This is a genomic window from Arthrobacter zhaoxinii, assembly GCF_024385505.1.
GTDB classification, from domain to species: Bacteria; Actinomycetota; Actinomycetes; order Actinomycetales; family Micrococcaceae; genus Arthrobacter_B; species Arthrobacter_B zhaoxinii.
Genome location: NZ_JANFLT010000007.1, coordinates 76,566 through 89,217, shown reverse-complemented (window position 1 = coordinate 89,217; position 12,652 = coordinate 76,566). Strand labels below are relative to the sequence as shown.

7 protein-coding genes are annotated in these 12,652 nt (G+C 67.0%); 4 read left to right on the top strand and 3 right to left on the bottom strand.

Translation table 11 applies throughout. From position 1 onward, the window contains the following. The first annotated feature begins 46 nt into the window (after positions 1-46). Positions 47-2,047, top strand: coding sequence for an FAD/NAD(P)-binding protein (locus NNX37_RS15440; protein ID WP_255793639.1), 2,001 nt, complete (start codon positions 47-49; stop codon positions 2,045-2,047). Between the two features lie 93 nt (positions 2,048-2,140). Beyond that, positions 2,141-3,094 (top strand): zinc-binding dehydrogenase, encoded by a 954-nt coding sequence (locus NNX37_RS15435; RefSeq protein ID WP_255793638.1) that lies wholly within the window; start codon positions 2,141-2,143, stop codon positions 3,092-3,094. 85 nt (positions 3,095-3,179) lie between these two features. Here NNX37_RS15435 and NNX37_RS15430 read toward each other — a convergent pair whose 3' ends face one another. Next, a complete protein-coding gene (locus tag NNX37_RS15430) occupies positions 3,180-4,673 on the bottom strand; it encodes an aldehyde dehydrogenase family protein (protein ID WP_255793637.1) in 1,494 nt (497 codons plus the stop codon). Between the two features lie 298 nt (positions 4,674-4,971). Between NNX37_RS15430 and NNX37_RS15425 the strand changes: the two genes are divergently transcribed. Further along, positions 4,972-5,631 carry a hypothetical protein gene (locus NNX37_RS15425; RefSeq protein WP_255793636.1) on the top strand — a complete coding sequence of 220 codons (660 nt, stop codon included), beginning with the start codon at positions 4,972-4,974 and terminating at the stop codon, positions 5,629-5,631. Between the two features lie 89 nt (positions 5,632-5,720). Continuing rightward, positions 5,721-6,671 carry a DUF2382 domain-containing protein gene (locus NNX37_RS15420; protein ID WP_255793707.1) on the top strand — a complete coding sequence of 317 codons (951 nt, stop codon included), beginning with the start codon at positions 5,721-5,723 and terminating at the stop codon, positions 6,669-6,671. Between the two features lie 128 nt (positions 6,672-6,799). Here the strand turns inward: NNX37_RS15420 and NNX37_RS15415 are convergent, their stop codons facing one another. Beyond that, the gene (locus NNX37_RS15415; RefSeq protein ID WP_255793635.1) at positions 6,800-7,711 is read right to left on the bottom strand and encodes an alpha/beta fold hydrolase; all 912 of its coding nucleotides are present in this window, start codon (positions 7,709-7,711) and stop codon (positions 6,800-6,802) included. A gap of 175 nt (positions 7,712-7,886) precedes the next feature. Further along, positions 7,887-12,386, bottom strand: coding sequence for an ExeM/NucH family extracellular endonuclease (locus tag NNX37_RS15410; protein WP_255793634.1), 4,500 nt, complete (start codon positions 12,384-12,386; stop codon positions 7,887-7,889). Between the last annotated feature and the right edge of the window lie 266 nt (positions 12,387-12,652).

Genomic DNA, 12,652 nt, shown 5'->3' with positions numbered 1-12,652 from the left:
CGCCTGCCCGAACCCGCAGTGCTCCCGCGCCGGATACCCTAGATGGATGGATCACGCGCAGAGTTTTCGGGTAGCTGTCATTGGCGCAGGACCCCGCGGCCTCTCGGTAGTGGACCGGCTCCTGACCAATCGGCGTGCTTCAGCGCAGCGCCTGCCCCTGCGGATTGAACTTATTGACCCGTTTAACCCGGGTCCGGGCCATGTCTGGCGGACCAATCAGTCGCGGCTGTTCCTGATGAACACCCCGGCACTGTTTCCCACGGTGGTCCCGGCCGGGGATACGGTCCGCGACCTGCTGCCCTCGCCTGCCGGGCTCTCCTTTAACCAGTGGCGCGAGCTGATGGGTGCCGGCACCCGCGCGGCGGACGGTCTTTCCGCCGGCGACCGCGAGGAACTGGCAGCACTGGGCCCGGCGGATTTCCCCAGCCGGCCGCTGTACGGGCGTTATCTGGAATGGACCTATGACCAGCTGCGGAAAACCGCAGCTGAGGACGGCGTGGAGCTGGTGCACCGCCGGACCGAAGCCCTGGGCATCTCCCGGGAAGGGGACGGCCGGCTGGTCATCGAGCTGGAGGGACGGCAGGTCCTGGCCGCGGACGCCGTCGTCCTGGCCCTGGGACACCTGCCGGCGCTGCTCTCCCCGGAGCAGGCACGGCTGCAGGACGCTGCCGCACGCCATGACCTGACCTATCTGCCGCCCGCAGTACCGGCCGACGTCGACTTCTCCCGCCTGCCCGCCGGTGAGCCCGTGCTGGTGCGGGGGCTGGGCCTGAACTTCTTCGACGTGATGGCTGCGGCCACCGTCGGCCGCGGCGGAAGATACGTTGCCACCGGGCAGCCCGCCGGCCGTGCGCTGCGCTACGAACCCTCGGGCCGGGAACCGCAGCTGATCGCGGCCTCGCGCCGCGGCACCCCCTACCGGGCCAAGGCGAAACTCGACTCCTATGTTCCCCGCGGGGTTCATCTGCGCTGGCTCACCCGCGAGGCAGCGCTCGCCTTCCGCGCCGACGGGCTGCAGCCGGGCTTTGACCACGACCTGTGGCCGCTGCTGCACCGGGACGCGGTCTGGGCGTACTACAGCACGCTGGTCCGGGTGGCACCGGAGGAGTTGAACGGCCCCGCCGACGAATTCTCTGACCGGCTGGAAGCCGCCCTGAACCTTCCGGGACCGGACTGGGATGCCGCGAAGGAAGCGGTCCTGGACGCCTACGTCCCGTCCAACCGCCGCGCCAACCTGGAAGGCCTGGCCCAGCCCCTGGGCCGCCGTCCCTTCAGCGGAGCCGCCGATGCGGACAACGCCGTCCTGGCCTACCTGGAAGAGGACGCCGCCGGATCCGCCGCCGGCGAGGACGATCCCCTGAAGATGGCAATCGGAGCGCTCAACGCCGGGCGCAGCCTGCTCAAAGCGGTGGTGGCCGACGGCGGCCTGGTCGAGGCTTCCTGGCTCACCGAGCTGCGGGGCTGGTTCGAGCCGTTGGTCGAAGGCCTGGCCAGCGGTCCGCCGCCGGAACGCATCGAGCAGCTCGCCGCGCTGGTCCGCGCCGGGCTGGTGCACTTTGTCGGTCCCGATCCCCGCTTCGACGTGGATGAGGCCCGCGGTGTGTTCACGGCGTCCTCCCCGTGGGTGGGCACCGAGTATGCCGCGTCCACCCTGATGGAGGCCATGATGCCGCCCAACCGCGTGGACCGGACGGTCTCTCCGCTGCTCGCCGGTCTCATCCGGGACGGGCTGGCACGCCCGAAGGTCATGATGTCCGCGGACGGCACCCCCGTGCTGACTCCCGGCCTGGACGTCACGCTGCCGCCCTACCGGACGGTCGGAGTCAGCGGCGAGCCGGTGGACAACCTGTTTGTGCTGGGACTGCAGTTGTCCTCGGTCCAGTGGGGGACAGCCATTGCTGCCGAGGCGGGGGCGCCCGCGGCGGAAGGATCGCGGACGCTGCAGGACGCCGACGCGATAGCCGCCGCGGTGCTCGCAGCCGCCGCGTCCGGAGCGGGTTCGGGCGCCCGGCCTGACTCTTCGGAGCCGGTGGCAGCGCACACCTAGACTGGCCAAAGGGATGTTCGAACGAACCGAGCCGACAGACCGGCACGCGCAGGGGCGGTTGCCCTTCGATCCGACCAGAGAGAAAGGCCTTCCATGAAAGCCTGGCAGTATGTTGGCGATCACCAGATTCGGCTGAACGAAATCCCGGAGCCGGATCCGGCACCCACGCAGGTCATCATTGACGTCAAGGCGGCTGGCCTGTGCCACTCCGACGTGATGTACATCGAGGTCGGGGAATCCGCGATGCCCTTCCTGCCGATGACGCAGGGCCACGAAAACGCCGGTGTTATCACCGCGCTTGGCTCCGAGGTCACCGGTTTCTCGGTGGGGGACGTAGTGGGTGTGTGTTCCTCCGGCGTACAGCCGCCGCTGGGCATGTTCACGCCGGGTGGCTTCGCGGACAAGCTCGCGGCGGACTACCGAGACCTGGCCAGGGTTCCGGACGGACTGGATCTCGCCCTCGCCGCTCTGGCGACGGATGCGGGCATGACCTCGTACCACGCGATGATCAAGGTGGGCGGGGCAACCAAGGGCATGAAGGTCGGCGTCATCGGCTTCGGCGGTCTGGGGCAGATCGGTGCCCGCGCCGCCGTTCTGGCCGGTGCAGAAGTGCACGTTGCGGAGATGAAGGAAGAAGCCTGGCAGAACGCCAGGGAAGTGGGCGCTGTTTCATGCGTCAAGGACGCCTCGGAGTGGGTGGATGCTTCCAACCCGCGGGCGGGCGGCGACTTCGACCTGATCGTCGACTACGCAGGGTTCGACACCACGCAGAAAGCCGTGAACGCGATTCGGCGCGGCGGCAAAGTGGTGCAGGTCGGCCTCGGCCGGCCCACCTTCACCATTGCAACCAACACCATCCTGGGCAAGTCCATTGAGGGCTCGCTCGGCGGCACCGTCGCCGACATCGAGGAAGTCTTCGACCTGATGCTCCGCGGCGAAATCACCCCGGGCTACGAGGAGATTTCCTTCGACCAGATCGGTGAAGGCCTGGAACGGCTGAAGAACAACCAGGTTCTCGGCCGTTTGGTGGCCGTGTTCGGCGAATAGCTTCTCCGGCCTGAACGACGACGGCGGCTGCGCACCTTCGAAGGTGCGCAGCCGCCGTCGTCGTTTACCGGGGTCCGTTACCGGATTAGAACGGGTATTCGCGCGGAGCGTGCTGGACGCTGATGGTGTGGTCCGTGGTGAACTCGTCGATGGCCCACTCGCCGTTGAACCGGCCGAGGCCGGAGTTCTTCTCGCCGCCGAAGGCAATGTGCGCCTCGTCCTGGACCGGGAAATCGTTGACGTGGGTCATGCCGGCCTTGATGCGGCGGGCGAACTTCACGCCCTCCTCCAGGTTGGCGGTGAACACGGCGCTGGAGAGGCCGAGGTCGGTGTCGTTGGCCAGGGCCAGTGCGTCCTCGGCGTCCTTGGCGCGCATGATTCCGGCGATGGGGCCGAAGATCTCTTCGCGGGCCAGCTCCATGTCCTTGGTGACGTCGGCAAAGACGGTCGGGGAGAGTACCTGGCCGTTGATTTCGCCTTCGATCATCAGGCGTGCGCCCTCGGACTTGGCGGTCTCGATCTTGGTCTTCAGGCCCTCGAGCTGCTTGGCGTTGATGATCGGGCCCACAACGTTCTTCGGGTCGGTCGGATTGCCGGCGTTCAGCGTCTTGACGTGTGCGGTGAACTTCTCGACGAACTCGTCGTAGACGGCGTCTTCCACGATGATCCGGTTCACGGCCATGCAGATCTGTCCCTGGTGCAGGAACTTGCCCATGGCAGCTGCGCGGACGGCCTGGTCGACGTCGGCGTCGGCGAGGACCACGAACGGGCTGTTGCCGCCGAGCTCCAGCGCCGTGTACTTCAGCGTGGCGCCGGTGGCAGCCAGGGCGCCGATGTTCTTGCCCACCGGAGTGGAGCCGGTGAAGGAGATCATCCGCGGAGTCGGGTGCTCTACGAAGGCGTCGCCGATTTCCGAGCCGGCGCCGACGACGGCGTTCAGCACGCCTGCGGGCAGGCCGGCCTCTTCGAAGATCTTGGCAATGATCAGGGCGCCGGTGACGGGGGTGTCACTGGCCGGCTTCAGGACGACGGCGTTGCCGAGGGCCAGTGCCGGAGCCACGGAGCGCTGGGAGAGGTGGAGCGGGAAGTTCCACGGGCTGATGACGCCGACGACGCCCAGCGGTGCGCGGTAGACGCGCAGTTCCTTGTTCGGGGTGTCCGAATCCATGATCTTGCCGGCCACGCGGTGCGGGAACGTGGCTGCCTCGCGGGTGATGGAGGCGGCGGAGGCAACTTCAATGTTGGCCTTCAGCATGGTGCTGCCGGATTCGGCGTTAAGCCAGGCGATGATCTCGTCGCGGCGTTCTTCGAAAATCTCCGCGGCGCGGGCAATGACAGTGCGGCGCTCATTCGGGGTCCTGGCGGCCCAATCCTTCTGGGCTTCCTCGGCGGCGGCGTACGCATCGTTCAAGTCTTCGCGGGAGGCCTGCTGCATGGTCATCAGCTGCGAACCATCAAAGGGGTTGGTGTCCGTGAGGGTCTTTTCCGAACGGCCGTCGCGCCACTGGCCTGCGATGAACTGCTGGGCGGGGATCCAGTCGGTGAGGGCCGGCGATGTTGATTCGAGCTGAGTTGTCATGATTTCTCCTAGATGAATCTTGACGGTGTATTGCTGGCTACAACCGACGCGGGGGCGGATCAATTCCCGCCCTGTGGGTTCTTTCCTGCCGGAAGCGGACGGTGGCGCGCGTCATCTTCTCCCGGGCAGGAGGCCGCGGGGAAGATGAGGGCGGACCGAACCGGGCAACCATGCCGGGCTGTCAAGGGGCCCGCATAGTAAGTACCCTTTTTATTTACTCCGGTTCCGCCTAGCGTAGGGCGTACCAGTGGCCACACGGGGAAACTTCCCGGCTGCTCTTACGGCAAAGGACACGTTCATGAGTACGAGCGCGAGCGCGGCAGGAGACCACGGACGAAAGGCCTCAGACCAGGGCCAGCGACAAGGAGGAACGGATCCGGTGCCGGATAACCGGCGCGGCGGCACCGGCATGGGAGATGACACCAGCCGCCGGCAGGTGGTGGAGCGGGAGAAAGCCTCGTTTGGCGGGGTGAAGATCGGCTCCGCGTTCTTCGGCTGGCTGACCGCCATCGGCACCACTGTGCTGCTGAGCGCCCTGGCAACCGCCCTTGGCGCAGCGGTGCTGCTGAACGACGACAGCCCCGACGCCACAGCCATTACCATCACCGGGACAATCATCCTGCTGGTGATTCTGTTCATCGCGTATTACTGCGGCGGATACGTGGCGGGACGGATGGCCCGTTTCAACGGGATGAAGCAGGGAATCGCGGTCTGGGTCTGGGCGGTGGTGATTGCCATTGTGGCAGCCATCCTCGCCGCCATAGCAGGCGACCAGTTCAACATCCTGGTTGAACTCAACGGCTTCCCGCAGATCCCGATGTTCGGTGACAACGCGACGGCGTCCACGATTATCGCCGCCCTCGTGGCCGCGGCCGTTGCCCTGATCGGCGCTATCCTCGGCGGACTGGGCGGCATGCGCTTCCACCGCCGGGTGGATAAGGCCGGGCTGGGGGACTGACCCGTCCGGTAAAAGTCTTGGGGTAAGTGGGGGGACGCAGTATCCAACGCACCACCATGCGCCCGAAGGCGCGGAAACAGGAGAACGACGTGATCACCAGTGAACAGATCGACAGCATCATGAACCACGGAACGGTGGAGGGACCCAACGGAGAGAAGATCGGCTCGGCAGGCGACATCTACCTCGATGACGAGTCGGGCCGGCCGGCATGGGTGACCACCAAGACGGGGCTGTTCGGTTCCAAGGAGAGCTTTGTCCCGCTGGCGGATGCCACGGTGGAGGGATCTGTTGTACGGGTGCCGTATTCCAAGGAGATGGTGAAAGACGCTCCGAGGGTGGAAAAGGACGGACATCTCAGCGACCAGGAGCAGGATGAGCTTTACAGCTACTACTCCATCGGCACCTCGAGCGGCTCGGGAACTTCCGGGACCTCCGGTACAACCACCAGCGGCTCGGGAACCTCCGGCAGCGGCGGATCGAGCGGCTCCGGTACCTCCGGCAGCGGGAGGTCGAGCGGTTCCGGCAGCGGGTCGAGCGGCTCCGGCAGCGGCGGGTCGAGCGGCTCCTCCGGCAGCGGCAGGTCGAGCGGTTCGGGCACCTCGCGGTCATCCAGCGGCCAGGTGGGGCATGACACGTCCGGCCCCACCACGGACGATGCGATGACCCGGTCCGAGGAGCAGCTCCACGTAGGTACCCAGAGCCGTGAGTCGGGCCGTGCCCGCCTGCGCAAGTACGTCACGACGGAGAACGTCACGAAGACGGTTCCGGTCAGCCACGAGGAAGCCCGGATCGAGCGGGAGCCCATCACGGACGCCAACCGGAGTTCGGCCATGGACGGACCGTCCATCAGCGAGGAGGAGCACGAAGTGACCCTCCACGCGGAAGAGGCCGTCGTGGAAAAGGAAGCCGTCCCCGTGGAGCGGGTCCGGCTGGATACGGAAACCGTGACCGAAGAGGAAACAGTGACCGAAGAAGTCCGGAAGGAACAGATCGATATGGAAGGCGAGGGCGGCAGCAGCGGCGGCAAGCGCAGCCGCTGACATGTTGTGAGCCGTTCGCGTTAAACAGCACAGGCCGCCGGGATTCCCCGGCGGCCTGTGCTGCTTTTTCGCGCCTTTCTTTTCGCGCCGTGCCGTCGACAGCGGTTCCATGGTCCGGGCTGGGACAGCTACCCGTCGGGGTGCGCAGCCAACCACCGGAGCAGCAGTGCGGCAAAATCTTCGCTCCGGCGCTCCGGCCACCAGTGTCCAGCGTGCACCTTGGTGACTTCCACCCGGGGAAAGCGTGTTTCGAGGCCCTCGGTCAGCTTCGGTGAAAGGAACGGATCCTTCAACGGAACGATGACATGCACCGGCCCGGCGTAGCCGCCGTCGGGAATTGCGCCGCCGGAGCGGAACATGTTGGCGCGGTACAGCTGCAGCCCCCGCACACCGCTGTCTCCGATTCTCCGGCCGGCGTACTTCTCGTAGCGGTCCGTCAGCAGGTGCTCCCACGCGGCGTCGGGCAGGGCCGGAATCTGGAAGGCGGCCACGTACCAGCTGCGCAGAGCCTGCATCAGTGCCTGCGGCCAGAGCCGGGGCGAGCGAAGCCTCGTGCGGAACCACCGCCGGAAATGTCCCAGGTCCGGCCCGGAGATGCTGGTGTAGCTGAGGATCCTTCCTCCGGCGCGGGGATCCTGGATGGCGGCCCAGCCCTGGATGGATCCCCAGTCGTGGCCCACCACGTGGACGGCTGGGGTTCCGGTGGCGTCGAGGACGGCATACAGGTCCTCCACGAGCAGATCCAGCCGGTACGACGCCAGCCGCTCCGCACCGTCCCCCGTTACCCGCGAAGCTCCGGCGTTGCGGGTGTCGTAGGTGATGACGTGCCGGTCCGCTGCCAGGCGATTCACTACGCCGTCGAATACTGAATGGTCATCGGGGTAGCCGTGCACCAGGAGGACACTCTCCGCCCCCGGGGTGCCGTACTCATACACCGCCAGTTCCGCCCCGCGGCTCCGGACGGTGCGCCGCCGCCCCGGGGCGGTTCGTCCGCCCCGCGGCTCCTGCGGCTGCTGTCCCGGGTGATGGTTCCGGTCCATGCCGAGGCTCCTCCTTCGCTGCCGGATCCGGCAGCGGAACTGCGCCGGTTCCCATCAGAGTACTGTCTGCGGACGATGCAGACCCCGTCGAAAAGGACGGACCCCGCCTACGACAAAAGCGCCGCCCCGGGAAACCGGAGCGGCGCTTTTGGCCAGTCATTCCCTGGCTAGGCGGTTACTTCCGTCCGGTCAGGCACAGCACGTACTGCGTCAGTTCGTAGGCGTAGCGGACCCAGCCGCGCACGTCCCACCACTGCTTGGGTGCCACCGGGGCTTTGCAGACGGGAGCCGGCGCCGGTGCTGCAGCCTTCTCGACCGTGACCGGCAGGGTCACCGTCGTGCCGGATTCGGCGGCCGTGAGCACCAGGGCTCCGGCACCGGACGCCGACGCCGGAAGGGTCACCGTCACTGTGGCGGAACCGGCGCTGACCGCTGCCGTACCGAGCGCCGTCGAGGTGCCGGCGGCATTCACGAAGCTGACGGCCAGTGAGGTGTTGGCCGGGCTGCCGAGCGAGGTCAGGTTCAGCTGGGCAACGGTGAAGGTTGCAGCCGTGCCTGCCTTGACGGCCGTGGGCGCGCCCTTGACGGCTACGCCCTGGCGGGCGAAGTCGGGGGAGAGCGGGCTGTTGGCCGACAGGTAGCTGATCCAGGCGTCACGGTCTACGAGCCCCGTGTCCCGGGTGTCGGTGCCTTCCCGGAAGACGGTGAAGTTGTCTCCGCCCTGCGCCAGGAAGCTAAACGTACCAACCCGGTAATCGCGTGCCGGGTCCATCGCGGCACCGTTGATGGTGACGCTCTGGATCCGTGATCCCCGGGGCTGGTCGGCATCGAAGGTGTAGGTGATGTTGTCGGAGAGGCCGAGGGCCAGGAAGGCGCGTGAGCTGCCGTCCGGCTGCCACTGCTGCTCCAGCATCGTTTTCAGCTGGGCACCGGTCAGCGTGGTGGTCCAGAGGTTGTTGACGAAGGGCAGGACCGCGTTGGCTTCGGCGTAGGTGATCACGCCGTCCTCGCCGTAGTAGAGCTCGGCGCGCAGGCCGCCCGGATTGGTGACGCCGATTTCGGCGCCGCCGCGTTCGGGGGCGGAAAGGGTGGACAGCAGCGAGTCGGCCACCAGAGCGCCGAGGGTGGATTCGGAGCTGCGGTCATCGCGGGCGGTGCCGACGAAGGCAGAGGTGATATCCGCGGTGACGGAGCCGATGGGCTCGTTGCCCACCTCGGCCGAGTAGGCCAGGGCGGCGTCCACGATCCGCTGTACCTCGGCGACTGCCGGGTAGGCAGCGACGAGTTCCGGCGCGGCCGTCTTGGTGCGCGCCACGTTGGCCGCGGTGTAGGAGAGCACCTCGTCGGTTTCTTCGTTGTATTCGAGGCGGATCTGGCCGACGAATTCACCGTAGGAACCGGTCTGTACCACGGGGCGGGTCTTTCCGTCCCCGCCGGGAATGGCTGCATCCCAGGCGTACTGCTTGTGGGTGTGACCGGTGTAGATGGCATCCACCAGTTCAGTGGTGCCATTGACGATTTCGGCGAAGGCACCGCCGGCGGCGAGCTCCTGATCCAGCGAGGCGCCGTCGGGGGTGCCGCTTCCGGCACCCTCGTGGTACTCGGCAATGATCACGTCGGCGAGGTCCTGCTCGACCAGCTGCTCGGCAACGCGGTTGACCGCTTCCACGGGATCCCCGAAGTCCAGGTTGCTGATGCCGCCCGGGCTGACCAGGCTTGCGGTCTCCTGGGTGATGGCACCGATGACGGCGACATCCACTCCGTTGACGTCGAGGATCTCGTACTCCTGCAGCGCAGGGGTGGTGGTTCCCTTGGTGTAGACGTTCGCCCCCAGGTACGGGAACTGCGCGGCCGGTGCCACGCGGTCCGTGAGGTCGGCGAAGCCGCCGTCGAACTCATGGTTGCCGACCGCCGAGGCCTGCAGCCCGAGGGCATTCAGGACATCGATGGTGGGCTGGTCCTGCTGCACCGAGGAGGCGAACAGGGAGGCGCCGATGTTGTCGCCCGCGGAGAGGAACAGTGAGCTGCCCTCGGGAGCGCCGGCCTTGAGTTCCTCAACGGTTCCGGCGAACGGCACCGTGTTGGCGTCGATCCGTCCGTGGAAGTCATTGATGTTCAGCAGGTTCAGCGTGGCGGTGTCCGTACCTTCGGCGGTCAGGTCCATGCCCACGAGGATGGGGTCATGGTCCGAGGCCCGGTAGGGATCCGGTGCGTAGAAGTTGGTGGCGTTGTAGTTGTAGCGGCTGTATTCGAAGGCCACCGACTCCACGGAGTTGATGTTCCAGATATCCGTACCGGTGACTGCTTCATTGGCTGCCGGGGAAGCCAGGATGTGGTCGAGGCTGCCGACGGTCCCGCCGAATGCGTAGGAGTGCTTGCCGGTGGCTGCGCCGAGGTCAACGTAGCCGGCATCGACCAGCACCTTGATGGGATCCTCTGCGTGGTAGGCGTTGAAATCACCGAGCAGGAACACCTTGTCCGTGCCGGCTGCTTCCGATGCGGTTCCGGCGAAGTCCACCAGCGCCTGGGCCTGGCGGACGCGGTCCGCGTTCCAGCCGCCCTGGCCGGTGTCTGCGTTCTCGCCGGAGGAGGGCGCTGATCCCTTGGACTTGAAGTGGTTGGTGACAGCGAGGATTTCCGTGCCGTCTTCGCCACCGGCGGGGCGGAAGGCCTGGGCCAGCGGTTCGCGGGCGTTGGAGAAGACCGCTTCATTGTCCAGGATGGTGGATTCGCCGACGGGTTCGGCGGTTGCGGTGCGGTAGATGAAGGCCGAACGGATGACGTCTTCATCGGCGGGCAGATCCGCGGGGGAGCGGACGTAGTCCCACGTTCCCGGTGCCTGCGCGTTCAGGGCGGTTACCAGGCGGGACAGGGCGTCGTCGCGGTTCTTGCCGAACGTGGCGGAGTTCTCCACCTCCATCAGTGAGACCACGTCTGCGCCGAGGGCGTTGATCGCGGCTACGATCTTGGCCTGCTGGCGTTCCAGGTTCGCGGCGTTGGCGGCACCGCGGGCGTCGCAGCCGCCGTCCACGGTTACGGGAGCGCCGCTGCGGTCCTTGTAGAAGGAGCAGCCGGAAAGCGTGTCACCGGTGGTGGTGAAGTAATTCAGCACATTGAAGGACGCCAGCTTCAGGTTGCCGCCGACACTCTCGGGGGCTGCGGTGCGGGTGTTGGTGAACGACGCCGGGGTGGCGGTGGCCGCGTTGGCTGCGGTGAGTTCGGTCAGCGGCTGGAACTTCCAGGCACTGTTGCGGAAATCAAGGATGACGCCGGTGCTGAAGGAAGCGGCAGCACCTACGCGGACCGGGTTTTCCGGAGTCAGGTAGGGAAGCGGAGTTCCCTGGTTGGCTGCGTTGAGGAAATTGGTGCTCGCGCCGTCGTCGAGCTTCACGGCGCGGGCGGCGTTGTCCGCGACGACGGCGGCGTGCTCGGGGGTGCCGACGGCAGCCACCGCGGTGGGCTGGACCAGGGCGGAGGTGCCGGCAGCGAGGCCGATTTCCGCGTACTGGTTCAGGGAGAAGTTGTCAGTGACGGTGAAGTCGCCCTGGGGTGCCAGGAGCATGCCCTCGAGGGTTTCACGCTGCGCGTCGGTGGCGGGCCACGCCACGGCAGCCGGCTTCACCTCGGGAGCGGCTTCGCTGAGCTTGGTCATGGCGCCGTCGGCGACCGTGAGCTGGGTGAGGTTGTAGTACTCACCTACGGTGCCGGTGACTTCGACGTAGTCGCCGGCGGTCACGGAGCCTGCAGTTGCCGCGGAGAAGATGAAGATGCCCTCCGAAGCCGTGTGTCCGGCCAGGTCCAGGGTCCCGCCGGTGCCCGGAGTCTGGAGGTAATAGCCGTTGAAGCCGCCGGTGGCATAAACACCGGTGACCTTGCCGCGGGTAGTGACCGTCAGGCCGACCAGCGGGCTCGCGGCACCGGTGCCCTGGATCGTGGCAATCGGCACCACGTCGCCCGGCACCGGCACCGGTGCCGGCGTCGTCGGCGTGGGTGTGGGAGTCGGAGCGGGCTCGGAGGGAGCCGCGCCGCCCGTGGAGGTGGGGGTGACCGAGGCACTGAGGCTGAAATCGGCACTATTGTTGTTCGAATCGGCGAAATCGGTGCGGTTCAGCGACTTCGGATCCGAGTTGCCTGCCGGAGCAGCAGCGCCGGCAGTCTCGAACGTGTTGGAGGTGCCGTAACCGACCAGATCGACAACTCCGGGAGCACCGACGACCGAGCCTGTGGGCAGGGGATCCACCCGGGTGCCCTGGTTCGAGAGGATCAGCGTGCCGCCGCCTCCGGCGAAACTGGCCCCGATGGTGGCGTCGGCGGTGGGGAGGGCCGCACCGGTGGTGCCGTTGCTGGCACCTGTTACCAGGTAATGGCCGCCCGGAGCGATGCTGCCGGAGAGGCTGCCGATCCCGGTGGGAGCCGCAGTGGCGCTCGCGGCCCGGTACTGCAGGGACCAGCCGTCCAGGCTCACCGGTTCGCTGGTGGGGTTGTACAGTTCAACGAATTTGGTGTTGAACGGGGCGTTGGCGCTTCCGCCGGACAGGTACGCCTCGTTGATGATGATGCCGGGAACGGCGGCGGCGCCGTCCTGGGCGTAGGCCGGGAACGCGGTCAGCGGCGCGGCAAGCAGGCCGACTGACAGGGTGGTTCCGAGCGCAGCCTTCCGGATTGAAGGTCTCATGCCTCATACTCCTTGGTCGGCCGCTGGGGCCGACGGGTAATGGCCGCGTAATGGCGGCAGGGGATGCAGCGAGTGGTGACAGTGGTGATGCTAGGTGGGGCAGGTTACGAGCAGGTGTCCGTCCGGTGTCGTCCGTCAATGCACGAGCCGGGAAGGTTCCGCCGCGTCCCCCGCGGCGGCGGAAAAGTGATCGCCAGCACAGTGTACGGCCTTGTACCCCCACTCCCGTTTTCGATGACTCCGGGTGGCGCGCTGACACAGGCCGG

What these genes read in the sequence shown, in the direction of transcription:
- NNX37_RS15435 (WP_255793638.1), top strand. Translation starts at nt 2,141, where the DNA reads ATGAAAGCCTGGCAGTATGTTGGCGATCACCAGATTCGGCTGAACGAA.
- NNX37_RS15410 (WP_255793634.1), bottom strand. Translation starts at nt 12,386, where the DNA reads ATGAGACCTTCAATCCGGAAGGCTGCGCTCGGAACCACCCTGTCAGTC.
- NNX37_RS15430 (WP_255793637.1), bottom strand. Translation starts at nt 4,673, where the DNA reads ATGACAACTCAGCTCGAATCAACATCGCCGGCCCTCACCGACTGGATC.
- NNX37_RS15415 (WP_255793635.1), bottom strand. Translation starts at nt 7,711, where the DNA reads ATGGACCGGAACCATCACCCGGGACAGCAGCCGCAGGAGCCGCGGGGC.
- NNX37_RS15440 (WP_255793639.1), top strand. Translation starts at nt 47, where the DNA reads ATGGATCACGCGCAGAGTTTTCGGGTAGCTGTCATTGGCGCAGGACCC.
- NNX37_RS15425 (WP_255793636.1), top strand. Translation starts at nt 4,972, where the DNA reads ATGAGTACGAGCGCGAGCGCGGCAGGAGACCACGGACGAAAGGCCTCA.